Source organism: Paenibacillus sp. FSL P4-0127 (assembly GCF_038007325.1).
Classification (GTDB): domain Bacteria; phylum Bacillota; class Bacilli; order Paenibacillales; family Paenibacillaceae; genus Fontibacillus; species Fontibacillus macerans.
The window spans coordinates 332,317-357,492 of record NZ_JBBOWY010000002.1; the positions used below are offsets into that span (position 1 = coordinate 332,317).

The window sequence follows — 25,176 nt, forward strand, 5'->3', positions numbered from 1 at the left end:
GGCGCAAACTGAAGTGAAGCCAAAAAACGGAAAGACGATGCCAGCAATTTGGGCAGCGTCTTTCCGTTTTTCTTACGAACTAGGCCAATATGCCTTTGGCCCGGGCTTCCTTGATCCATGCCGGGAACTCGTTGAGGAGCCGGTCATACAGCTCTTCGTCGCTGATGCTCGAAATATCGTCCAGCGCAAAGAAATTAGCGTTATCGATATAGCGCCCGGGCATTTCGTCCAGTTTCTGCAGCACCCCGTAATTGGCCCGTCCCAAGCCGACAAATTGCCAAAACAAATTTTTGGTGGAACTTTCGGTAATAAGCCGGGAAATTTTATTTTTTTGGCCAACTCCGCCGTCGCTAAAGAAGATAATGTAAGTCGGTAAACTTACATTAGGCTCCTCCACCGTGTACTTGCGGATAATATCCTCCATCACCGGAGGCTCATTGTTCGTGCCGCCTTTGCTGCCTAAAGTATATGTACGGGCAATGTAATTTTCATAGTCTCTGGCCGTAACGCTCGGCGCCCGCAAATAATCTTTGGCGAAAAACCACACATCCAGCTCGCCGTTATCGTCAAACGCCGCGGCAATCGCCAGTATGCGTTCAAAGGCTTCCTGCACGATACCTTTGCGGTACAGGTGATACATGGAGCCCGACGCGTCAAAAACAACGGCCACGCGCGCCCTGATCGGTTCGACCTTCTTTTTCTCGAGAGTCAGCGTTACTTTTCGTTTGAGCAGATCGATTTTGGACAGATTCAGAGGTACGGGCGCGGGATTCGGGCTTGGAGCGGGGGCAGGAGCGGCCGGCGCCGGTGGCGCCGATGGTGCCGCGGCCGCGGCCGTTTCGGCTGCAGCGTTATCCTCCACCTCCACGCCAAACGACTCGGCGAGCGGCTTCAGTCCTCCGAAAAATCCTCGTCCGATGGCCCGGACTTTGAAGCCGCCCTGGTATTTGTAGAGTTCGATGAAAATAAGGGCCGTTTCTTGCGTAGCCTGGGTAATCTCATAAACAACTTGCTGGGAGCCGGCGCGAACAATGGCTTGGCATTTCTGCACCTGCGCGAAGGTTCCCGCCTCAAGGGTAGCGGTAAATACGCATTTTTCCACGGGAGCCTGACGAAGCTTGTGCGTATCGACCGCAAAAGAACTTTTCAAATTTTCGATCTGCTGCAAAACCGCACTCCGCTGCGGATCGGCAGTTTGATTATAGAAAACAAAATAGTCGTCCGAAGGCACCTTGCCGCTCTCGTTCACCATAAAACAGCTGACATCGAGCGCTGACGGAGCCGAAGCGCATTGAATGGTGATTTGCAGTTGATCCGATTCATGAAGGCCGGTGTTTTGTCCCGTATTTAGGCTAACGATAGGATTTTCCATTGTGATTTCGCCTCTTCCTCTACTGGTGATTATTAGTAGCTATATAGATTCTGAGGGAAATGTTTCCACAAGTCAATTGTACGGCCGGATCTGTCTTCAGGAAACGGCGATCGGGTCGCGGACGATTTTAACTTCGTAAAACGTAATTTTATTGTTCAAAATATAATCCGGCATGCTGTTTCGTCCGGAGTGGGATTCGCGGAAGGCGTCGCTTTGCGTCCACCGGTGGAAATCATCCTTCGTGTTCCAACGGGTGCTGACCGTTACTTCATCATATTCTTTCGTGTTTTCGGTCAGCATCACTTCCAAGCCGAGAAAACCTGACATCAATTCCACCTTGCCGGTTTTGTTGAAACGCTCGATGAGTTTGCCGGCTTCTCCCTTTTTAATTTGGCTTGTGTTCGTCACGATGATCATCTCGAGTTCTCCTCCTTATCGGAAATGGAATACAAAGGAATAACGACCAGTTCGTTTTCCTCAAATTTGACTCTGGCTTCAATCTCATAAACGCCCCGGAAAAAAGCTGCGGTCAGCATCTCCTGCGGGGCCCCCTCGGCCACAACCGCCCCCTGTTTCATAGCGACCAGGTAATCGCAATATCTGGCGGCCTGCTGCAAATCGTGCAGCACCATAACCATCGTAATCCCAAAGGTTTCGTTGATTTGCTTTAAATGTTCCAGGATCTCCAACTGACGGGCGATATCCAGGTAGGTGGTCGGCTCGTCAAGCAGGAGCATATCCGTTTTTTGGGCCAACGCCATGGCGATGCGTACCTTTTGCTGTTCACCTCCCGATAAAGTATGGAAAAGCTGATCCGCGTGCCCACTGGTACCCGTAACGGTCATTGCCCAGTCGATGATCCGCCGGTCCTCATCGTTCATGTGGTGCCGGAATAAGCGTTTGTAAGGATACCGGCCGTAAGCGACAAGCTCGCGCACGGTCAAGTTCGGAAGAAACGCGCCGCTTTGCGGAAGCATCGTTAATTTTCGCGCGAATTCGGCGGTCCCGTATTGACGGATCGGTTTGCCGTCCATCCGGATATCCCCGCCGTGAATCCTGAGCAGACGGGACAGTGTTTTCAACAGCGTCGATTTGCCCGAACCGTTGGGCCCGACGATCGCCGTCATCTTTCCTTTCGGAAAAACAACGGAAACTTCGCGCAGCGAAAAGATGCCGTGACTCGCGGAAATTTCCAGTGTCTCTAAGGCCGTCATTACATCATCCTCCGTTTTTTTAGCAGGAACAGGAAAAAGGGCGCTCCCAATCCGGCAAGCAGCACGCCGACCGGCAGCTGAATCGGATCGAACCAGGAGCGGGCCGCGATATCGGCGAACAGGACCAGCGCCGCTCCCCAAAGGATCGATAACGGCAGCAGAAAGCGGTAATCCTCCCCGGCCAGCATGCGAACGGCATGCGGCACGACGAGACCGACGAAGCCGACCAGACCGGCGACACTGACGGCTGCGCCGGCCAGGAGCGACGAAAGCGCAATGAGCGCAAACCGGTGCAATTCGACCCGTTGCCCCAGCAGACGGCTTGCGTCGTCGCCGAGCAGCAGCAAATTGGCCGGCTTGATCGCCAGGATGCTGAGCAAAAGGCCTGCGGCCGCGTAGGGCAGCATGAATAGCAAATGCGCCCAGCTTCGCCCGTTCAGCCCTCCCGCCAGCCAGGGGAGCACGGCCTGAACCCGGTCGCTGTACATCACCATCACCGCGTTCATGGCGGCGCCGAGCAGGGCGTTGACGGCAACCCCGGCCAGGACGATCTTGAACGGGGAGGTGCCGTTATCCCAGGACAGCAGATAAACAGCCAGGGAGGTTATTAGCGCTCCGGCAAACGCAATGAGCGGCAGCATATAGCTCCATTCGGGAAAAATCAGCATGCCGGCAATGGCCGCGATCCCGCCGCCCGACGTCACGCCGATAATGCCCGGGTCGGCCAGCGGATTTTTCATCACCCCCTGCAAAAGGCTCCCCGATGCCGCAAGGCATGCGCCGACCAGCATGGCAATCAACACGCGGGGAAGCCTGAGGTTCACGATAATCGTCTCGTATTGCGCCGTGCTTTCGGAGGTCAGCGCCTGCCAAACGGACGAGAGGGGAACCGGGACCGAGCCGTAAGACAAACCGTAAGCAATAAGCATCAGGAGGGCCGCCGGGGCAAGAATGAGCAGGACATATTTCCGTTTTGCTTGTTTCAGCCGGCCCATCAAGAGGTTCCGCCTTTCAGCAAACTGTGGAGCAACTCGACCGATTCGGTCACCCGGATACCTGGATTGGTGCCGAACAGATCCGCCGGAAGCACTTCAACCCGGTTATGCTTGACGGCGTCGATTCCGCTCCAAGCTTCGTTTTGCTGCAGTTCTTTAAGCAGACCCTGCTTGACTTTGCCGGCGTCGCCATGGGTCATGATAAAAATATATTGCGGGTTGGCTTGGGCAATCCGCTCGACGTTTAATTGGGCGTACTGCGGGAATTTGTCGAGTCCGGGAAAATCCCCGGCGATGTTGGCGCCGCCCGCGTAAGCCAAAATATCCCCGCCGAGCGAGTTCGGCAGCGCGGCCATGTATGTGCCGGGAGCGCCGTAGACCAGGAGCGCTTTCGGCTTATCTGTTTCCTCCGCGGCGGCTTGATAGGCGGCCAACTGTTCATCAAGGTCCGCGACCAGTTGCTCTGCCCGTTCGGTCTGCCGCAGCATTTGTCCGAACAGCCGAATCTGCTCTTTGATGTCCGCAATCGAGTTGGCAGAGGTCAGCACCATTTGGGAGCCCAGGTTCTCGATAACCGCGGCGTCCTGAGCGTTGAGCGCGGCGTTGCCAAGCACGGCATCGGGGGCCAGCATGGCGATTTTTTCAAAATCGATCTCATGCGATGTCCCGATCTGTTCCACCTTTTTCAGAGAACCCGGCAAAGGCTCTGAAATTCCGCTAGTTTCGCTGACCGTCGGCCGCCCCACGATCATCCCGCCCAACGCATAGGCGATATTCAAATCCCCGCCGCTTAGGGCGACAATCTTTTGCGGCACCCGGTCGAATGTAATCCGTCTTCCCGCAAAATCCTCGATCACTACCGCGGCCCCGGCCGGGCTGTGTTCGCCCGACTCGGAGGGGGGGATGGACCCCGGCGCTTGACATCCGGATAAGCTTAGCCAAATGGCGGCAAGCATAAACCAACGGCTTTTCACGTATACCTCCTAGAAACTGACATGTGAATTTTTCAAGACAAATGATAATGAATATCATTCTCACTGTCAATAAAATTTTAATAATTACTTTTGGAAAAAGACAGGATTTAAATTAAAAATTTTAATATTGACAAATTCGAAATGGTTGAGATAGCATTTGAGACAGCACACGGTTAGTTTTGTCGGTGTGGCTAATTGCAAGGGATTGGAGGGATTAAATGGGTAAGCGCATATGAGTTTGTTTGGTTGTCGTTCGTTGTCGGAGAGGCTGAAAATCGAAGTGAATAGGGCGGTTTTTTTTTGAACATCTATTGAGAATGATTATCATTATTAACTGAATTAATTATTGAATTAGGGAGGTTTTTCTCATGATAAAAGGGTTGGGTAAACGGTTCTCCGCATTGGTGCTTGCCGGTATTTTGTCACTGCTGGTTATCCCGGCGGCATTGGCTGCCGTCAACTTGGCAGACGGGACTTATTCGGTAAATTATACAGTACTTAAAGCGGACAGCGATACGGCATCGATGGCCGATACCTATTTCGCCAAACCCGCTACTGTTGTTGTGGAGAACGGAGAGGTTTATGCGCAGGTTCAATTGAACTCTAGCAGTTGGATTACAAAGCTTGAGGTGGAACAAGGAGGAACGTTTGTGGAAGCGCAAACCGTCAGCTCAAACAGCGCCGCCAACACAAGAGTCGTTCAATTCCCGCTCGAAGGATTAACGAGCCCGACGAATGCCAAAATTACCGTTTCCATTCCGGCGATCGGATATTCCGGCTATTATGACATTCGCTTGGCTTTTGACGAAAGTTCGGCTGCAGCCCAATAATTTGTGGAGTGTTGCAGCTTAAGAGGAGGAAGTCATGAAGCATCAAAGCACTATTTCGCCGCTTCGAGTTGCTGCGTTTCTTACCTGCGCGTTTTTGCTGGCAATTTTGCTGTTCACAAGCAGGGCTCAGGCCGCATCCGTCCTCCGGGACGGTACATACACGATCGATTACACGGTGTTGAAAGCGGAAAATGATTCGGTGTCGATGGCAAACGATTATTGGGAGAAGCCGGCAACGGTGCATGTCAAGGACGGGAAAATGCAGGTCGAAGTAACGCTGAACCACAGCGCATGGATTACGGAATATAAGGCGCCTTCAGGCAGCGGGTTTGCGGATGTGGAGGTCGTGAAAGAAGACCCGGCCGCGGACACACGGTTGGTGCGTTTTCCGGTGGCCGATTTAACCGTTCCGTTGGAATCAAAGATTCATGTGACGGTCGAATCCGTCGATTACGACCATGACTATACGATTCGATTAAGCTTTGACGAAGACAGCCTGAAGGAAAGCGAAAGCGCGGCGAGTTCAAAAGCGGAAGCTTCCGTGGACAAAGGAAATTCTCCATCTCCAGGCTCGGCAGCTGCCGTCCCGGAGAAGCCCGCGAGCGAACGGACCGGCAAATCGGCGGCTTTGAACAACGCAGGTGACGAGACGGGGGATTCCGCGAGCGAAACGGGCTCGGGCGACCGGGAAATTCCGAATCCGAAAACAGGAGACAGGACTCCGGTTTTGGCGCTTATTTTGTTGTTTATCGTTTCGTCGGTATTTGTTTTCCGGCAGGTGTTAACAGCCGAGAGGAACAAAAAATAGTACGTTCGAAAATCAGTATGAGCAGGAGGCCAGAATTTGAACAAGTTGTTTAGTAAATCGGCGGCAGCCGTTTTTGCGATTGCAGTTTTATTGTTATCCTTATTCCCTCAAGCCCCGGCTCGTGCGGCGTCCGACCTGGCTGACGGAGTGTACAGCATCGATTACTCGATTTTGAAGGATGGTACGACCCAAGCCTCGGTCATGGAAACATATGTGGAGAAGCCAGGGACGCTGACCGTGGAGAACGGGGTGCAGTATATGTCGTTTACGCTCAAGCAAAGCAAGGAAATTACGAGCTTTCAGGTTGAGCAGGACGGCGCGTTGCAGGAAACCGTTACACTCAGTACTTATGAAGAGGGGAATACGCGGGACATCCAGTTTAAAGTCGATGATCTGTCCGCGACGCTAAACGGTTTCGTCACCATCGAATGGCCGGAATTCAACTATTTCAACTCCTATGACGTTGATCTGGCGTTTGACACGGACAGCATTACGCTCATTTCGGGCGGCGATCCGGATGACAATCCATCCACCGGCAACCCGGATGACGATCCATCAACGGGTACCCCGCCGGACGACACTCCATCGGATGGCGGATTAGCGGACGGAAAGTATAGCATCGGCTATACGATCTTGAAGGATGGCACGGCTGAAACTTCGGTCATGGACGGGTATACGGTGAAGCCGGGGACGCTGACGGTGAAGGACGGCGTGCAGTATGTATCGTTTACGCTCAAGCAAAGCAAGGAAATTACGAGCTTCAAGGTGGAGCAGGACGGTCAACTCCAAGAGACGGTCACGCTTAGCACGTATGAAGCGGAGAACACGCGGGACATCCAGTTTAAAGTGGATGATCTATCGGCGGCGTTAAACGGGTACGTCACCATTGAATGGCCGGAATTCAACTATTTCAACTCCTATGATGTCGACCTGAAGTTTGACACGGACAACATTACGCCGATCGATAATGGCGGAAATCCGGGCGGCAATCCGTCGACCGGGAATCCACCGGTTGTTAATCCACCGGTTGTCAATCCGCCGGAGGGTCCCATCGATCCAGACAATTTGGCAAACGGAAAATACACCATCATGTTCAAGTTTTTGAAATACGGAACGAGTAGTCCATCCGTGATGGACGGGTACGTGCAACATCCCGCGATTTTGGAAGTAAGCGGAAGTAATTATTATATCTACATGACTTTTAAGCAAAGCGAAGAAATTACCGATTTTAAAGTCGGGGACGAGGAAGTTGATACGGTCGGCACCGATGAAACGGCGAATACGCGGGTCGTGAAATTCAGAGTGGATAACCTGAAAGAAATCGCGGATGCCTGGGTTAAGATCGAATGGCCGGAGTACAATTACTTCAATTCGTATGATGTGCAGATTCAATTTTATCCGGATTCGATCGGCGAGCTTGACGCAGCTGACGACTTTACCCTTTTAAACGGGAACATGGTAACACCCGTTGCCAAACAAGATTTCGTGCTGAAGGACGGAAAATATTCTATCGGTTATACCATCTTGAAGAAAGGTACTCTGGAAACCGCAGAGATCGACGAATACGTTGTACATCCCGGTATGCTTGCGGTGCAGGACGGCAAGCAGCAGGTCTCTTTTGAGATGAAGCAGAGCAAGGAAATCGTCAGCTTTAAAACGAAACAAAACGGAACTTTAGCCGAGACTAAGACGTTAAGCGAGGATAAAGCGAACAATACGAGAGTTGTCGGGTTTGAAGCCGCGAATTTATCGAGCGCGCTCGATGCCTGGGTGAAAATCAAGCGGCCCGAAGGCTACTTTAACGAGTATGATCTGCAAGTCAAGTTTGATGTGGACAGCATTGCTCCGCTATCCGCCGCAGTGAATGCCACTAATCCCGATATTACGGATCATACCGAGGAAGAAACAGCAAATGCACCGGCTGCCTCCCCGCAGTCCAGGAACTTTACGGACACGGAAGGGCATTGGGCCAAGGAAAATATTGCCCGGGCCGCCGCTTTAGGCATCGTTACGGGTTATGCCGACGGTTCTTTCCGCCCTGATATCAGTGCAAGCAGATCGGAATTGGCGGTAATGCTCAGCCGGGCGTTGCAGCTGGATAGCAGGGAACCCTCCTTGCCGTTTGCCGATAAGGACAACTTTCCTGGGTGGAGCCAGGAAGGAATAGGCCGGGCCGTTAGCGCGGGGATCATTTCCGGTTATGAAGACGGAACGTTTCGCCCGCAAGCAAGAGTAACCCGTACGGAAACGACCGTCATGATCGTCCGCGCCATAAATGGCGCCGAAGGCAACGCTGGCAAACCCGGCTTTAAAGACGTCAGCGAGATACCGGAATGGGCACTTCCGCAAGTCTCCGCTGCCGCCCGGCTAGGTTTGGTGCAAGGAGGACCGCAACAGTTGTTTGCGCCGAACGCTCAAATAACGCGCGCTGAAGCGGTTACTCTGATTCTTAACATGCTGGATACGCAAAATCAGAGCTGAGCATTACTCAGGTTTATATTACCGAAATCCTATTGAAAAAGCGATAGAGCTTGAAGAAACGCGGGGCAAGTTTGTCCTCTAGCTGGAAGGGCGCCGGACAACAGGTGTCCTTCCAGCCTTTTTTTGATGACGATACCTTAGCATTTACATAAGGCGAAAAGGAGCTGTGAGAAAACATGCGCACGGCCGTTGGCGTCATTTGCAGCCTGGCTTTACTGTGCCTGCTCTGGGGATGCTCATCCGGGCAAGCGACGGAGCAGAAGAACCAAACGGGATCGGCCGAAACGGCTTCCGCCGAACCTAAGGCTGCCGACCACCGCATTGTCGCGACGACGGTTGCGATCACGGAAATTATGGACGCGCTTGGAGTGGAACTGATCGGGATTCCGACGAGTTCGAAGGAACTGCCCGAACGGTATGCAGGGGTCACAGAGGTTGGGAACCCGATGAATCCGAATATGGAGATCATTAAAGGACTTGCTCCAACGGAGGTGCTGTCGGTGACTACACTGCAATATGACCTGAAACCTGTATTCGCGAACGCCGGCATAGAAGCGAAGTTTATTGATTTAACCAGTCTGGAGCGGATGGAGCAGGCCATTCTTGATCTTGGCGAGCAATATGATCGCCAGAAAGCCGCCGGGGGGCTGGTTGCATCCGTGGACGATAAACTGAAGGAAATCCAGGCGGAAGTGGCGGATCGGCCTGCTCCGACGGTGCTGATTTTGCTTGGTGTTCCCGGCAGTTACTTGGTAGCCACCGAGCACTCTTACATCGGCGATCTGGTCGCCCGGCTCGGCGGAAAAAATATCGTTCAAGGCGAAGAAGTGGAGTATTTGGCCTCCAATACGGAGTATTTGCAGCAGGCCAATCCGGACATCATCTTGCGGGCGGCGCACGGGATGCCGGATGAAGTGGTGGAAATGTTCAATGAAGAATTTCAAACCAATACGGTTTGGAAACATTTCAGCGCTGTCCAAAACGGCAGAGTCTACGATCTGGAGGAAAGATTGTTCGGGACGACGGGCAACCTCGCCGCCGCCGAGGCGCTGGAGGAACTGAAGGCGATGATGTACCCATGAGCGATATAAAAGAGGTTGTACTAATAAGGAGAAAAATTTCCATCATGAACAAAATAACTTGGAGTTTCATAACCGTGACCGTGCTTCTGCTTGCGATGGCGGTATATTCTGCCGTTACAGAGAGTTTGCAGGCGGGACCATGGGAACTCGTGCAGGGCCTGTTTACGGGAACGAACGAAAAGGTTGAGATTATCCGCGATCTGCGGCTGCCCCGGATCATTATCGCCGTTTTTTCGGGAGCGGCTCTGGCGGTCGCAGGCGTTCTGTTTCAGGCGGTGATGCGCAATCCGCTGGCGGATGCGGGCGTGATCGGCATTTCCTCAGGCGCGGGGTTTTCATCCCTCATTTTGGTGACTTTATTGCCCCAGTGGTTTTTCTGGTCCCCGTTGTTTGCTTTTTTGGGGGGCGTTGTCGCCTGCGCGCTGGTGTTCCTGCTTTCATGGAAGTCCGGGCTCAGTCCCATTCGGATCATTCTGGTCGGCGTTGCGGTGAATGCGATGTTCAGCGGTTTAAACGAAGCTTTTCTGGCGATTTGCAGCTATCTGCAAACCGGACTGAGCGCCGAAGCCGCTTCCTATACCGCATATATTTCTCTCAAAACCTGGGACGATGTCCGCATCATGCTGCTTTACGGAAGCTTGGGGCTTTTGGCCTCGCTGTGCCTCAGCACCTGGTGCAATCTTTTGTCGCTTCAAGATAAAACGGTGCACAATCTCGGCCTGAACGTCACAAACGCCCGTCTGATCATCTCGGCCGTCGCCGTATTCCTTGCCGCCGTGACAACGGCCGTGGCCGGAGTCATCGCCTTTGTGGGGCTGCTGATTCCCCATATTGCGCGCAGATTGGTCGGCTCCGATCACCGGGCGCTGATTCCGTTTTCCGCGCTTGCCGGAGCGCTGCTGATTTTGTCCGCCGATACGCTCGGAAGAACGCTGGTGCCGCCCAACGAATTGCCGTCCTCGATCATCATGTCGGTGATCGGCGGGCCTGTTTTAATATTTTTGTTGAGGAAGGGCGGGCGAGTCCGTGGAAATTAAAGAGGTTACTTTTTCGTACAATCGGATACACGACCACCTGCGCGGGATTAGCGAGAACATCGAACAAGGGAAAATCACGACGATTATCGGTCCGAACGGCTGCGGAAAGTCAACGCTGCTTGGCGTCATTTCCACCAATTATGTGGCAAACCGGGGAGAAATCGTGCTGGACGGAAAAAGGCTGAACAGCTACAGACCAAAGGAACTGGCGCGCAGGCTGGCGATTGTCCATCAGCATAACGAAGCGCCGGACGATCTGACGGTGGAGCGGCTGGTGCGATACGGCAGGTTACCTTACCAAGGGTTGCTGAAATCGGATCGCGAAGCGGATGAGGCGGCCGTAAACTGGGCGTTATCATGCACGAATTTGGAAGATAAGCGGCAGTTCCTGGTCGGGGAGCTTTCCGGCGGAGAGCGGCAACGGGTTTGGATTGCGCTGGCGCTGGCCCAGAAGTCACCGTTTTTGTGCCTGGATGAGCCTACGACCTATCTGGACATTTATTACCAGATGGAAGTTCTGGAATTGATCCGGCAGCTTAACGTCCGGCACGGGTTGACGATTTTGATGGTCTTGCACGACATCAATCAGGCGATCCGGTACAGCGATAAAATCATCGTCATGAGAAACGGGGAAATCGTGGCCTCGGGGCCGCCGGAACAGGTGATTACCAAAGAAACCGTCCATGCGGTTTACGGCGTGGACGTTGCGCTGCGGACCGATCCCGAAGCGGGATTATACATCGTTCCCATCGGAATTTGAGGTGAAGGAGATTCGGAAAACATTTTTTTCGGTGTTATGCTGGAGCGTATTTTTGTATTCCGGATACGAATTGGCGCACCTAACGCTCGACAGCGTCCACAGCAGCCAGCTCCGCAGCGAAACTCACTGGCTGTATACGGAAGCAGGTCCCGGCATCGGCGGAGCCGGCGGATCGGACGCTGCCGCCGCCCCCCAGGATTCCCCGGAGCCTGTTGTTCGCTCAAAGTTTCACGGCCTGCTGGCGCTTAATGCCGATACGGCCGGCTGGATCGAGATCAAGGACACGAACATTTCGTATCCGGTGGTGCAGGGGGAGGACAACGACTACTACCTGAAGCATGATTTTAAGGGAGAGCGTTCCAAAGCGGGAAGCATTTTTATGGATTTCCGCAATCAACTCGGAGAGGCGCCTGACAAGAACATCGTGCTTTACGGCCACCGCATGAAGGACGGCACGATGTTCGCCGGTTTGCGCGATTACCTGGAGCGGGATTTTTTTGACGAACACCGAGTTTTCCGGTTTGAAACGCTCTATGAGGAATATGAGGCGGAAGTGTTTGCGGTCTACCGGACAACGACGAGTTTCGATTATATCCGGACTTCTTTTGCGGATAATCGTGAATTTTTGAACTTTGTTGATGAAATCAAGGAACGTTCCATTTATAAAACGGACACCACTATCGGGGCAAATGACGTTATTTTGACTTTGTCCACCTGCGATTATCTGCTCGACGCGGAAGAAGGCAGGCTTGTGCTGCAAGGGAAACTGACCGCACGAAAGGGAGATTGATATGAAATATGTATTTGTCGGATTAGGCTTTTTATTTGTTGGCTTCGGGGTATTGGGCATTTTTTTGCCCGTACTGCCGACCACGCCTTTCCTGCTCATCGCGGCGTTCTTTTTTTCCAAAGGTTCGAAGAAGTTCAACGACTGGTTTCTGTCGAGCCGGCTGTATAAGAAATATTTGCGGGATTTCGCAGAATCCCGTTCCATGCCGCTAAGGACCAAGCTAAGTATCATGGCATTGGCCTCTTTGCTGCTTGCCATTGTCTTTATTTTTGCGCAAAATTTGCATGTCCGGTTGTTGATTGGGCTGGTGTGGATCATCAAAACGTATTACTTTCTTTTCCGCATCAAAACGGCTCCAAGGCCGCTTAGAGGAGGAGCTGCGAAGTGATCAACGGCAGATTGTTGGCTTTAGTCCGCAAATCAGACTATTATATCGGGTTGATCGTATTGATCAACTGGATCAGTCTGCTGTGCAGCGTTGCGGCTGTGGGAGCAATAGGTTATTTGCTGCAGCAGGCCTGGGAAAATACGCTGACCGGGTCGGCCTTAACCTGGGCCGCCTCCATCGTTCTCATCGCGATTGCGATTCGTTTTGCCTGCCATTATGGAGCGGCGATGCTGTCATACCGGGTTTCCGTCAACGCCAAAAAGGAATTGCGGTCGCGAATTTACCGGAAGCTGCTGAGGCTGGGTTCCACATATACCGAAAAAGCTTCCACGGCGGAGGTAATCCAACTGGCGGTGGAAGGGGTGGAGCAGTTGGAAACGTATTTCGGCAGATACCTCCCGCAATTATTTTACAGTTTATTGGCTCCGGTTACGTTGTTTGCGCTGCTGTCCTGGATCAGTCTTAAAGCCGCGGTGATTCTGCTGATCTGCGTTCCTCTTATCCCGCTTTCGATTATCGCCGTAGTTAAGATCGCCAAGAAGTTATTCAGCAAATATTGGAGAAGTTATTCCAATCTTGGCAACGCTTTTTTGGAAAACTTGCAGGGGCTTACCACGCTTAAAGTCTATGGGGCGGACAAAAGCAAACATGAGGAAATGAACGCGGCGGCGGAGCGCTTTCGCAGGATGACCATGAGCGTGCTGACGATGCAGCTGAATTCGGTTGCGGTCATGGATTTGATAGCCTATGGAGGCAGTGCCGCAGGCATCATCATTGCCGGTCTCGAGCTGGCCGCAGGTAATATACAGCCGGGAGCGGCTTGTCTCATCATCTTGCTGTCCGCCGAGTTTTTTCTCCCCATGAGACTGCTCGGGTCTTATTTCCATATTGCGATGAACGGCATGGCCGCCAGCGGCAAAATCTTCAAATTGCTGGATTTGCCGGAGGAAGAGCGGAAGAACGGGAACTTGCAAGGGGCGGATATACGGTTTCACAAGGTTGGCTTTTTGTACGGCGGGAACGAGCCTGCCCTTCAAGACATTACATTGGACATCCCGCAAGGCGGCTTTGCCGCTATCGTTGGAGAATCCGGCTCCGGCAAAAGCACCTTGGCTGCTTTGCTGCAAGGGGCCCGCAAGGGCTATGGCGGTTCCCTGACCATTGGAGGCACGGAGGTTCGTAAAGCCGGCGAGGAAAGTCTGATGCAGGCGGTGACTTTGGTCAGCTATAACAGCTATATTTTCAAAGGGAGTGTCGAAGACAATCTCAGGATGGGAGCTCCTGATGCCTCGGAAGGTGAGATGTTCGCTGCACTGCGCAGCGTGAAGCTGGATGAATTTATACTCCGGCAAGGGGGATTGTCCTGGAACCTGGAGGAGCAGGGTTCAAACCTTTCGGGGGGCCAGCGCCAACGTTTGGCGTTGGCCAGAGGGCTGCTGCATGACAGCTCTATATATGTCTTTGATGAAGCAACCTCCAATATCGATGCGGAGAGCGAAGAGATTATCATGGAGGTCATCCGCTCATTAGCGGGGAGCAAAACGGTGATTGTGATTTCCCACAGGCTCGCGAACGTAGTCGAAGCGGATCAAATCATAGTGGTTCATGCAGGTAAAATCGTGGAATGCGGCACCCACAAGCAACTTTTGGAGAAAAACGGACAATACGCCCGGCTGTTCAGCAGCCAGCATGCCATTGAAAACTTTGGAAGGAGGGAGAGTGTCTATGCATAGAGGCAGGGTTGCCATTGCGTTGAAGCTGCTGGCTCTGACGGGACCGCTTGTTCCTTTCTTGCTGCTTGCCATTATCCTGGGGGTTCTTGGTTTTCTGGCGGCTATCGGCATTGTCGTATTCGGCGGTTATGCAGTATTAAATGCGGCGGATATGGTGGACGTCCCCGGCATAAAAACGTGTTTTGCCGTTATCGCCGGATGCGCAGTATTAAGGGGAGCATTTCGTTATGGAGAGCAGTTATGCGGACATTATATTGCTTTTAAGCTCCTGGCCGTGATCCGGGATAAGGTTTTTGGAGCGTTGCGCAGACTTGCGCCCGCCAAGCTGGAAAGCCGGGATAAGGGACACCTGATTTCTATCATTACAAGCGATATTGAGCTGCTTGAGGTTTTTTATGCTCATACCATAGCTCCCGTTGTCATTGCGGTAGTGATATCTTCGGTCATGATAGTATTTATTGGACAATATAGTTATGAGCTTGCGGCGATCGCCGCACTCGCTTACTTGACGGTAGGATTGCTCATTCCCGCCGCGGCTTCGCGGTTGGATAGAGGGCACGGAAAAGTTTACAAACGCCGGTTCGGTGAATTGAGCAGCTATTTTTTGGACAGCCTGAGAGGGATGAAAGAGAGCATTCAATATGGTTGCGGGGAAAAACGCCTCGATGTTGTAGATCGCATGTCGGATGAACTTGATGCCGAGTTCAAGGGGTTAAAGAGGCATGAAGGGGCGGTCAAAGCGGCAACGGACACGGCTGTGATCGGATTTTCGTTTTCCATTCTGCTGGCCGGTCTTAGTTTGCTTTCCGCCGGCCGAATCGGCATAGACGGAGTGGTCATTTCCACGATGGTTTTATTCAGTTCTTTTGGTCCTGTCGTAAGCCTCAGCAATTTGTCCAACAGTCTTTTACTGACCTTTGCCAGCGCCGGAAGAGTTCTGGATTTGCTGGATGAACCGGAGCAAACGGCCGAGGTTACGGAAGGGACGGATGTCTCCTTTGCCGGGGCCAGCTGCCGGGAGGTAACCTTTGGCTATGGAAAGGAACCTGTTGTGGAAGACGTCAATTTGACGGTCGCTCCCGGCCAAATCGTCGGCATCACCGGAAAAAGCGGATCCGGCAAATCGACCCTGTTGAAGCTGCTGATGCGTTTCTGGGACGTGGACGAGGGGCGGATTTGCATCTCTAATGAAGATATCCGAAAGTTAAATACGGAAAACCTGCGGAGCCTGCAAAGCTATGTCACCCAGGATACATTTTTGTTTAACGACACCATAGAGGCCAATATCAAGATAGGCAGGCCGGATGCGACAAGGGAGCAGGTAGCGGAGGCAGCCAAGAAGGCGTCCGTTTATGAGTTTATCCAATCGCTGCCCCAAGGCTTCGAAACGGCGGTTGGAGAATTGGGGGACAGGCTATCGGGCGGAGAGCGGCAAAGAATCGGGCTTGCCCGGGCTTTCCTCCATGATGCCCTGCTGGTGCTGCTGGATGAGCCCACCAGCAATTTGGACGCTTTGAATGAAGCCCTCATTTTGAAATCGTTGAAGGAGGAAAGTAAACATAGGACGATTGTGCTGGTCTCCCACCGAAGCTCCACCCTGAGAATTGCCGACGAGTTTTATCATATGGCGGACGGGAGGATTTCTTAAAACTATAGGTATAGATTTGGAGATATTCCGAACAATAATAGAAGATGGTGCATATATTATTCGTATTTCTATTGACAAGCCCTGCAGCTAGCCCTAAAATAGCGGAGTAGAGCGCGATATTAAATTGCGGATCTCTCATTGGGAAAAGCGACAACAACAGTTAAATCTTTTCGTATAATTCCGGGAATCGGCCCGGAAGTCTCTACGAGGTCACCGTAAATGATCTTGCTACGAAGAGAAGAAGCGGCGCAGGGCTTAAACGCGGAAGATCGGGTATTAAGTTTTTTCCGGAAGGCCTATGCGGTTCTCATGCTTCTTCTGGCTTACGGGACCCGGGGAACATTTATTGACCTCGGGCTTTTTGTCGTTTTCCGACTCATTTTAAGGGGGAGAATTTTTACATGGATCGGTTCTTTAAGCTTAAGGAACACGGCACGAATGTAAGAACGGAGATTATAGCGGGGATCACCACGTTCATGACGATGGCTTACATTTTGTTCGTGAACACGATCTTTTTGGGACCCGGCGGAGCGGGCATTCCGGTGGAAGGGGTATTTTTCGCCACCACGATTGGCGCCGGGCTGATCACGATTCTTATGGGATTGTTCGTCAACATTCCGATCGCGCTGGCACCGGGCATGGGGCTGAACGCTTACTTCATGACCGTGGTGCTTAGTTCGGGTGGAGCTATTACTTGGCAGGCGGCGCTCGGCGCGGTATTTATTTCCGGTATCATTTTTCTGATTCTGACGGTGACGAAGGTTCGCCAACTGCTGCTGGTTGCCGTGCCGCAGAGCATTAAAGCGGCCATCACGGTCGGCATCGGCCTGTTTGTGGCCAGCCTTGGTTTGAAGATGAGCAACCTGATCGGCGCTAATCTGTCGGGGGTAACGGATACGTCCGCCACGGTTCCCGGCAGCAGCATCAACTTCACGCTGGGCGATTTCGTCCATAGCCCCGATGTTCAATTAACGTTGATCGGCTTGATCCTGATTGCCATTTTGATGTCGCTGCGGGTTAAAGGAGCGCTGTTGATCGGGATTATCGCCACCACCATTATCGGTATTCCGATGGGCGTTACTAACGTTTCCGGACTTTCCGGCGCCAGCTGGCTGCCCGCTTTTGACAATCTTGCGGTGGGCAAGCTCGATCTGGGTGCGGCTTTGCATCTGGGTCTGTTTGAAATTGTTTTTGTATTCACGTTCGTTGAATTGTTTGATACGTTCGGCACTTTGGTCGGTACGGCTACCCGCGCCGGCTTGATGAAAAACAAAGAAGAAGGCGAGAAAAAAATCGGCAAGGCGATGCTGGTGGATGCGGTTGGCGTCAGCGCGGGCGCATTTCTTGGCACCAGCACGATCACTTCCTATGTAGAGAGCACCGCTGGTGTGGCCGAAGGCGGACGCACCGGGCTCACTTCGGTAACGACGGGGATCTTGTTCCTCCTGGCGCTGTTCATCGCGCCGCTGGCCGGTGTTGTGCCGAGCGCGGCAACGGCTCCGGCGCTGATTATCGTCGGCGTGCTGATGATCGGCCAGGTCAAATCGATCGAATGGGATGACTTCCTGCATGCCTTCCCGGCGTTCTTGACGATCGTATTGATGCCTTTCACCGGAAGCATCGCCAACGGGATCGCCGCCGGTTTGGTCTCTTACGTCATTCTGGGGGGCTTCAACAACCTGTTCACCAAAAACAAAGTCAAAATTCATTGGCTGATGTGGGTGCTGGCCGTGCTCGTATTGGCCCGCTATATTTTCCTTGGCACCGAATAATTTAATGAAAACCGGATCGACCAACAAGGGTGTCCCTCTCCGTTAGGAGCAAGCGCCCTTGTTTTAGTTCTAACCGCCGCCGACTGGAACGATAAACCGCCTACCCTTCAAAATAACGCACTTTATGTACTTATTATCCGAGCCCCAACGTGTTCGTCTCCATTAGCGGCATTTTATGTACTTATTTTCCTATGAATGGTCCAGAACATGGGCATTTCTTTGCGACGGGGGAAAATAACGACATAAATTACCTCTATTTCTCCCAAATGAACGGATATCGCCGGAATAGCAACATTTTTTGCCCTTATTTTTCTGCTGGATTATCCCGGAGCAATACAAAAGAGCACCGCAGGCTTATCGGCGCGCTTCTTTAAGCTCCATTTCTAGGCTATTTGACATGGAAAGAAATGGGCCCCCACTCCTGAATATTTTTTTGTGAATCCGCTTTTTTTCATAAACTATGGATTGATTTCCAGCCGGAGTCGATTATAATAAATTTAAATAATTAAAATTCTAAACCAAAGGCAAACTATTCGAAAGGATAGGACGCAAAGTTTGGAGTCTAAAGCGTTCGCAAGCCGTGGTGGGAATTGCGGTGCAAGCTGCGCTATGATTGTCCGGCCGCCATGTAAGTATGGCGGTCTTTTTATTTTGAAGATTTTGATTGGAAAAAAATTACTTTTACAAAAGAAGGTGAACTAATGATTTCGATGGCAGGAAACGGCGCCCGGTCGATTCGAATCGGATTAGCCACAGCTCTGCTTGCGTTTTGGGCGGCCGGCTGCAGCGGGGCCAGTCCGCAGGCGGACAACGGGAATGGGGCCTCCCCCATGTCCGGGGCGCAGACCGCTTCATTGCAGCAGCAGCCGATTGCCCGTTATACGGGGGAACCGAGCAAAACATTGTCTTTTGTCTATACGGCCAAAAAGGAGCTTTCCCTAACGTTCGACGGTTTGGGCGATCGCGAGACGATCGAGCGTTTATTGGATGAACTGGACAAGCATCATATCAAAGCGACGTTTTTTGTCCCGGGCATGCGGGCGGCCGAAGAGCCGGATTTGGTCAAGGAACTAACCAGCCGCGGCCACGAGGTGGAGAACAATACGTTGACGCGCGCCGACTTGACGACCTTAAGCTATGAAGAAATCTATAAAGAAATCAACCGTACCAACGGCTTGATTGCCGACGCGACAGGCAAGCAGCCGCAGTTCGTCCGGACCCGGGGGGCCCGTATGAGCGAAGACGTTCGCCTGGTGGCGGCGCAAACCGGACTAAAAGCCGTCGTTTCCTACAACATCAATCCGAAGGACAGCGACATGCAAAGCGCCAAGGAAATCGGCGATTACATACGGAGGTACATTAGCCGCGGCGGCATTATCGCGCTAAATACGGACGTGAATCCCGAGGTGGTTTCCTCCATTTCCTATATTGCGGATGCGGCGAAAGAAGTAGGCTATAAGTTGGTGCCGCTCGCAAAGCTGGTGCGTGACGGCGGCGAGCGGAAGCCGCTGGAGCAAATCCCGGGATACGATGCCGCCCGGATCAATCCCGATTACGAGCAGGCGGACTATAATCTGATCTATAACGCCAGCGATATCGCCAAATGGAACCCGCACGGCAAGAAGGTCGTCGCCCTGACCTTTGACGATTGGGGCAGCGATTTGACCGTCACCCGTCTGTTGAAGATCCTAGAGGATCATGACGTCAAAGCGACCTTTTTTCTGCGGGCCAACGGCGTAGAGAACAATCCGAACCTGGCCAGAGCTATCGTCGAAGAGGGTCACCTTGTGGCGAATCATACCTACAGCCATCCCGTGATTACGCAAATCCCGCCCGACGAGCTGCAGGAAGAAGTGGTCAAGGCGCACCGCATCATCACCGAAGCGATTCAGCAGCAGCCGGCGATGCTGTTCAGGCCTCCGACCGGGGAGATCAACAAGGAGACGGCCAAGGTGATCGCGGCCACGGGGTATAAGACGCTCGCTTTGTACGATGTGACCACCCTGGATTGGAATTCCGACCATGACGCTCAGTACATTTTAAACGGGGTGCTGAAGCAGACGACTAACGGCAGCGTTATTTTGCTGCATATGCTTGACGGCCTCCATACGCTGGAAGCCTTGCCGAAGGTAATCGACCAGTTGAAGCAGCGGGGTTATTCCTTTGTGCTTCTGGACGAGCTGTACGGGATGAAATAAGGAACGAACGCTTGCTCGGCATCTTTGGATACTCATCGGGAAATGAATGGGGTTGAACTTATGGATTTGAATCAACTATATGAGAACATTGTAAAGCGGACGGCCAAACTGGCTGTCGTCGGACTAGGGTACGTAGGTTTGCCGCTAGCGGTCGCGTTTGCCCGCAAGGCTGACGTCATCGGGTTTGACGTGAGTCCCCGGAAAATCGCCGATTACCTTGCGGGGAAAGATCCGACCGGCGATGTCGGGGACGCGGCGATCAAGGCGAGCTCGATTGACTTTACCTCGGATGAGGCGAGGCTGGGGGAGGCTTCCTTTTACATCCTGGCCGTGCCTACGCCGGTTCAAAACGATAAAGTGCCCGACCTTACTTATGTCAAGAACGCCAGCGCGATGGTCGGGAAACATTTGCGCCCCGGTTCGGTCGTTGTCTACGAGTCGACGGTTTATCCCGGCGTCACCGAGGAAGTGTGCGTTCCGATCCTGGAGGCGGAGTCGGGGCTTACATGCGGGGTCGACTTTAAAGTCGGCTATTCCCCCGAACGAATCAATCCGGGCGATCAGGTTCACCGGCTCGAGAACATCGTGAAAATCGTTTCCGGCATGGATGAGCAGACGCTTGGTCTTGTGGCGCAGGTTTACGAGCTGGTGATCGAGGCGGGGGTTTACCGGGCCGAAAGTATCCGTGTGGCCGAGGCGGCCAAGGTGATCGAAAACGCCCAACGCGACATCAATATCGCTTTTATGAACGAACTATCCATGCTGTTTCACCGGATGGGAATCGACACGAAAGCGGTGCTGGCCGCGGCGGGAACCAAATGGAATTTTCTCAAATTCACCCCAGGGCTGGTCGGCGGCCATTGCATTGGCATCGATCCTTACTATTTAACTTATAAAGCGGAAGATGCGGGGTACCATTCGAAAATCATTTCCGCGGGGCGGCGCATCAACGACGGGATGGGCAAATATGTCGCCCGCAGCATCGTAAAGCTGCTGATGCGCCTGCGGAAAGATTTGTCGGATGTGAAAGTCGGTATCCTCGGCCTGGCCTACAAGGAGGATTGCCCCGATTTTCGCAACACGAAGGTCACGGATATTATCGCAGAGCTGAAGGAATATGATATCCAGCCGCTTGTCTGCGATCCGCTGGTGGACCCGCGGCTCGTGTATGAAGAGCATGGATTGGAGCTGGCGCAGCTGCCCGATTTGCGTGATTTGAACGTGGTGGTGCTGGCCGTCCCTCACAGGGAATTTCTAAACATGGCTCGTGAGGATTACGACCGGTTGTTCGGGGCGGACAAGAGCAAGGTGTTTTTCGATATTAAAGCCGTGTTCGATAAATCCGAATTCGAAGCTTCGGGTTATCATTACTGGAGCCTGTAAAGGGCCCATCTTAAAGGTTAAGGGGCAATGAACTTGAGGAAAAAGAACAAAGCACAACAAAAGCCGGTTGAAGTTCTCTCCACGCCCAAGGCGGATCGGCGGCTGCTTGCCCATGTCCCCGATCCGGAGAACATCCGCAAAGCGTCGGACCGCAGAGGCATGTTGCGCTCAAAGGACGATGGGCCCGGTGAATCCGCCGATCATGGCGACAATAAGATGCCCCGTCTGCTCAGCTTGCGCTATGAGGCTGATTTTCCCGTCTCGCTGCTGCCCGTGGGAGCCGATAAGAAAGGGAAAAAGGCGGACGCAAAGTCCCAAATAAGCGGCATGGCCGCGGACATTTCTTCAACGGGGATTCTGGTGGAGCTGGAATCGGAGAGGGCCGAAACATGCCGTGAAGGCGATGTGTTCGAGCTGCGCTTTAACATTCCGCCGGGGACGATGCCGGAGGGTTTTGAGTCGAAGGTAAAAATAAAAGCATCGGTCGTTCGCAGGTTTACCCGTGACACGCCGGACGGGGAGAAGCCGATGGCGGCGCTTGCTTTTGAAAGCAACCTTTACAATTACTTTCAGAAACGGCGTTGGGGCTATTCCGTGTATACGGCCAGCGGCTTGCTGTTTGTCGCTATGACGATTATTTTGCTGATGCGCGCCGAAAGCATCATCTATTTCAAATACAACATTCTGCTTTATTTATACAGTCTAACGGCGGCCATATTTTTGCTGACGCGGTATTTTTTCGGGGCTTTGTACCGCAACGTGCCGGTCAATCCGGATTATACGCCGGGCGTGACGATCATTATCCCTTGTTTTAACGAAGAGCAATGGATTCAGCGCACCGTGCTCAGCTGCATCAATCAGGAGTATCCGATCGACAAGCTGGAAGTGATCGTTGTGGACGACCGTTCAACCGACGGATCGGTGGAGCGGATCAACGAGATCGTCGAGCGCCTGCATAAGGAAGCGGAGCGGTTTGACATTCGGAATCGCCTCAGACTGGTTGTCTTGCCGGAGAACGGAGGCAAGCGGGTCGCTTTGGTCAAAGGCGTGGAGATGGCCAAACATGATTTGGTCGTGTTCGTGGATTCGGACAGCTTTTTGGAGCCGGACGCCATCCTTCACCTCGTGCAGCCGTTTCAAGATCCGAAAATGGGCGGGGTGGCCGGCCGGACGGACGTGGAAAACAAATATACGAATTCGATTACCAAGCTGCAGACGGTTCGCTATTATATCGCGTTTCGCATCATGAAAGCGGCGGAATCCTGGTTCGACAGCGTTACCTGTCTATCCGGTCCGCTGTCATGTTATCGGAAAGAGCTGGTGCTCAAATACGCGGACGCCTGGTTGAATCAGAAATTTCTTGGCCAGCCGGCCACGTTCGGCGATGACCGCAGCATGACCAACTTCATACTTCGCTCCCATCGGACGGGGTACCAGGACAACGCGATTTGTTCCACTATCGTGCCGTCCAAGCTGGACGTCTTCCTGAAGCAGCAGATGCGCTGGAAGCGCTCCTGGCTGCGGGAGTCGCTGCGCGCCGGGACGTTCATCTGGCGTAAAGAACCGTTCATGGCGCTGTTTTTTTACATAGGCCTGATCGTTCCGATCGCCGCTCCGATCGTTGTGTTGTACAATCTCGTGTATGTGCCGCTCGTTTACGGCGTTTTTCCGGGCACATTTTTGATGGGACTTATATTGATGGCTTTATTGATGAGCTTTGCGCATCTGTTGTTCCGTAAAAGCAAACTTTGGATTTTCGGCTTGGTATTCTGTGTTTTTTACGAACTGGTGCTGCTTTGGCAAATGCCGGTCGCCTGGGTCACGTTCTGGAAATCCACCTGGGGTACGCGGGAAACGCCGCAGGATGTTGAGGCCAGAGCCAAAAAAGAAAGCCGCAAAGCGAACAAACGGAGAAGATCACTTTTTAAAAATCTTTTTAATGATTCCCACAAGGACAAGGGTTCATACAGTGAGGTTGACTGACTATGGGAAAAAACAAGCCGCGCAAGGCGCTTGATGTCGGACGCAAAGAGCGGAACAAAGCGGTCAAATCGGCCGTTCAATTTGTGGTGCTGGCTATGGTGCTGGTGCTGTTGGTGCATGCCGTGGCGGGAATCCACCGTTACCGGGAGCCGGACAAAGCGGCTTGGCAGCAAACGCGGGGATTTATCGCCTTGTCCTATTATGGAGTGGATCGAACCGGAACGCGCGGTCTGATCGCCAAAAGCCGTCTGGACGAGCAACTGCAAATTTTGCGGCAAAACGGGTATGTCACGGTTTCGCAGCAGGATATTCTTGATTTTTACGAGCACGGCAAGCCGCTGCCCCAAAGGGCAGTGTATCTAAGCTTTGAGGACGGACGCAGCGATTCCGCCTTGTTCGCCCAGCCCCTGCTGGAAAAATACAATTATAAAGCGACGATGCTTTCCTACGCCGACCGGCTGGACGTCGTGGACCCGAAATTTCTGGCGGGACCGGAGCTGCTTAAGCTGACGCGCAAAGGGTATTGGGAATTGGGGAGCAACGGTTACCGTTTGACCTATATCAATATTTTTGACAAGGACGGGCGGTACGTTGGAACGCAAACCGAGCAGCAGTTTAAGAATAAAGACGAGGCGCGTTACTATACGCACTATTTGATGGACTTCATCCGCGACGCCGATAAGGTGCCTTTGAAGAACCGCCGGGAAATGGAAGCGCGCATTAACCAAGACTACCGGCTTATGGAGCAGATTTATCGGGATAAGCTGGGTTTCGTTCCGAGCGTGTACATGATCATGCACGCCAATTCGCTGCACAACGGAATGAATCCTTTGGTGGAAAACGTGAATTCCGATAACATCGAACGGCTGTTTAAAATGCACTTTAACCGCGAAGGGCAAGCCTTTAATGACAGCGGCGGCGATTTGTACGATTTGACGCGGCTGCAGCCTTCCCCCGGCTGGTATCGCAACCATTTGTTGATGAGAATCGCGGGAGACACCGGGGAATCTTACGATTTCTTTGAAGGCGACAAGAAGCGGGCCGATCATTGGCAATTGCTTGGCGGGGCCGCTGAATTCAGGGGCAACCGCATCATCCTGACCTCTCCGGAAAGCGGTAAAGGCCTGCTTTATCTTAAAGGGAGCGATGGCTATCAAAATGTGAAGGTATCGCTGCAGATTGCGGGGAACATTATCGGCTCGCAATCGGTATATTTACGGTACGACCGCAAGGCCGATGCTTACGTAAAGGTTGTCGTGGAAGACAATCTGCTTCGCGTCGTGCAAAAAGAGCCCGGGCAAACGGAGGAAAAGACGTTGATTTCCCGGGACCTCGGCAGTTTAAAAGGCGTATCGGAGCAGACGGCGATTGGGCGCAAGCTGGAGGTGGCGGTCGCCGGCAGCGGGTTGACCCTGCAGGTCGACGGGGCGGCCGCCGCGCCGGAAATCCAAATCGCGTCTGCGCTTGCCGCAGGCGGTTTGGCTTTGGAAGCTTCGGCTAGCGAGGAGCGTAGCCAAGACCCGGTGTACGACGGCGTGTTTGACGACGTGATTGTTTCCGAGGCGGGGCATAGCAGCACGGATGAGCCGCCGGGCAAAGTGCTGTTCTCGATCGGATACACCCCGCTGCAAAAAGTGATCAACGGCGTTAAGTGGATGTTTGACGCACTGGTTGATTGGGCGGTTGAAACCTTTTAAATGAAGAAACAAGCGGGCCTTTCTTATCGAA

20 protein-coding genes and 2 riboswitches are annotated in these 25,176 nt (G+C 52.8%); of the genes, 15 read left to right on the forward strand and 5 right to left on the reverse strand.

Annotation, left to right across the window (positions count from 1 at the left end; translation table 11 throughout):
* Positions 1–79: 79 nt before the first annotated feature.
* From NYE74_RS28020 to NYE74_RS28040, 5 genes are all read right to left on the reverse strand, one after another.
* Positions 80–1,372, reverse strand: coding sequence for a vWA domain-containing protein (locus NYE74_RS28020; RefSeq protein ID WP_341005365.1), 1,293 nt, complete (start codon positions 1,370–1,372; stop codon positions 80–82).
* A gap of 96 nt (positions 1,373–1,468) precedes the next feature.
* Positions 1,469–1,789 carry a heme oxygenase gene (gene isdG / locus NYE74_RS28025; RefSeq protein ID WP_036626099.1) on the reverse strand — a complete coding sequence of 107 codons (321 nt, stop codon included), beginning with the start codon at positions 1,787–1,789 and terminating at the stop codon, positions 1,469–1,471.
* Positions 1,786–2,586 (reverse strand): ABC transporter ATP-binding protein, encoded by an 801-nt coding sequence (locus NYE74_RS28030; protein ID WP_213510799.1) that lies wholly within the window; start codon positions 2,584–2,586, stop codon positions 1,786–1,788. Before NYE74_RS28030 ends, isdG begins: the two co-directional genes overlap by 4 nt.
* Complete coding sequence (locus NYE74_RS28035) at positions 2,586–3,581, reverse strand: FecCD family ABC transporter permease (RefSeq protein WP_213510801.1); 996 nt, start codon at positions 3,579–3,581, stop codon at positions 2,586–2,588. The genes NYE74_RS28030 and NYE74_RS28035 overlap by 1 nt, the downstream gene beginning before the upstream one ends.
* Positions 3,581–4,537: an ABC transporter substrate-binding protein gene (locus NYE74_RS28040; RefSeq protein ID WP_124333280.1), complete on the reverse strand. Its 957-nt coding sequence runs from the start codon at positions 4,535–4,537 to the stop codon at positions 3,581–3,583. The genes NYE74_RS28035 and NYE74_RS28040 overlap by 1 nt, the downstream gene beginning before the upstream one ends.
* 386 nt (positions 4,538–4,923) lie before the next feature.
* Between NYE74_RS28040 and NYE74_RS28045 the strand changes: the two genes are divergently transcribed.
* The 15 genes from NYE74_RS28045 (at position 4,924) to NYE74_RS28115 (ending at position 25,145) form a co-directional block, all read left to right on the forward strand.
* Complete coding sequence (locus NYE74_RS28045; RefSeq protein ID WP_051985703.1) at positions 4,924–5,385, forward strand: NEAT domain-containing protein; 462 nt, start codon at positions 4,924–4,926, stop codon at positions 5,383–5,385.
* 34 nt (positions 5,386–5,419) lie between these two features.
* Positions 5,420–6,193 (forward strand): heme uptake protein IsdC, encoded by a 774-nt coding sequence (gene isdC / locus NYE74_RS28050; RefSeq protein ID WP_036626090.1) that lies wholly within the window; start codon positions 5,420–5,422, stop codon positions 6,191–6,193.
* A gap of 36 nt (positions 6,194–6,229) precedes the next feature.
* Complete coding sequence (locus tag NYE74_RS28055) at positions 6,230–8,674, forward strand: NEAT domain-containing protein (protein ID WP_124333243.1); 2,445 nt, start codon at positions 6,230–6,232, stop codon at positions 8,672–8,674.
* Between the two features lie 176 nt (positions 8,675–8,850).
* A complete protein-coding gene (gene isdE, locus NYE74_RS28060) occupies positions 8,851–9,756 on the forward strand; it encodes a heme ABC transporter substrate-binding protein IsdE (protein WP_124333242.1) in 906 nt (301 codons plus the stop codon).
* A 44-nt stretch (positions 9,757–9,800) separates the two neighbouring features.
* Positions 9,801–10,793 (forward strand): FecCD family ABC transporter permease, encoded by a 993-nt coding sequence (locus NYE74_RS28065; protein ID WP_341005366.1) that lies wholly within the window; start codon positions 9,801–9,803, stop codon positions 10,791–10,793.
* Positions 10,783–11,553 carry an ABC transporter ATP-binding protein gene (locus NYE74_RS28070; RefSeq protein WP_213510805.1) on the forward strand — a complete coding sequence of 257 codons (771 nt, stop codon included), beginning with the start codon at positions 10,783–10,785 and terminating at the stop codon, positions 11,551–11,553. The genes NYE74_RS28065 and NYE74_RS28070 overlap by 11 nt, the downstream gene beginning before the upstream one ends.
* Position 11,554: 1 nt before the next feature.
* Positions 11,555–12,343 carry a class B sortase gene (gene srtB / locus NYE74_RS28075; RefSeq protein WP_341005539.1) on the forward strand — a complete coding sequence of 263 codons (789 nt, stop codon included), beginning with the start codon at positions 11,555–11,557 and terminating at the stop codon, positions 12,341–12,343.
* A 1-nt stretch (position 12,344) separates the two neighbouring features.
* Entirely contained in the window at positions 12,345–12,731 is a 387-nt protein-coding gene (locus tag NYE74_RS28080; RefSeq protein WP_036626075.1) for a YbaN family protein, read from the forward strand.
* On the forward strand, positions 12,728–14,464 hold the full coding sequence (locus NYE74_RS28085; protein ID WP_124333238.1) for an ABC transporter ATP-binding protein/permease: 1,737 nt from the start codon (positions 12,728–12,730) through the stop codon (positions 14,462–14,464). Before NYE74_RS28080 ends, NYE74_RS28085 begins: the two co-directional genes overlap by 4 nt.
* Positions 14,457–16,112 (forward strand): thiol reductant ABC exporter subunit CydC, encoded by a 1,656-nt coding sequence (gene cydC, locus NYE74_RS28090; RefSeq protein ID WP_278737960.1) that lies wholly within the window; start codon positions 14,457–14,459, stop codon positions 16,110–16,112. The genes NYE74_RS28085 and cydC overlap by 8 nt, the downstream gene beginning before the upstream one ends.
* Before the next feature lie 150 nt (positions 16,113–16,262).
* A riboswitch (purine riboswitch) is annotated at positions 16,263–16,363 on the forward strand.
* Between the two features lie 150 nt (positions 16,364–16,513).
* Positions 16,514–17,884: an NCS2 family permease gene (locus tag NYE74_RS28095; RefSeq protein WP_036626068.1), complete on the forward strand. Its 1,371-nt coding sequence runs from the start codon at positions 16,514–16,516 to the stop codon at positions 17,882–17,884.
* Positions 17,885–18,397: 513 nt separating this feature from the next.
* Positions 18,398–18,513, forward strand: a riboswitch (cyclic di-GMP riboswitch).
* A gap of 72 nt (positions 18,514–18,585) precedes the next feature.
* Complete coding sequence (locus NYE74_RS28100) at positions 18,586–20,082, forward strand: polysaccharide deacetylase family protein (protein ID WP_036626066.1); 1,497 nt, start codon at positions 18,586–18,588, stop codon at positions 20,080–20,082.
* Between the two features lie 60 nt (positions 20,083–20,142).
* Entirely contained in the window at positions 20,143–21,465 is a 1,323-nt protein-coding gene (locus tag NYE74_RS28105) for a nucleotide sugar dehydrogenase (protein WP_036626063.1), read from the forward strand.
* A gap of 27 nt (positions 21,466–21,492) precedes the next feature.
* Positions 21,493–23,448, forward strand: a complete 1,956-nt coding sequence (locus NYE74_RS28110; RefSeq protein WP_051985702.1) for a glycosyltransferase family 2 protein — start codon at positions 21,493–21,495, stop codon at positions 23,446–23,448.
* Between the two features lie 2 nt (positions 23,449–23,450).
* Entirely contained in the window at positions 23,451–25,145 is a 1,695-nt protein-coding gene (locus tag NYE74_RS28115) for a polysaccharide deacetylase (protein ID WP_341005368.1), read from the forward strand.
* The last annotated feature ends 31 nt before the right edge of the window (positions 25,146–25,176 follow it).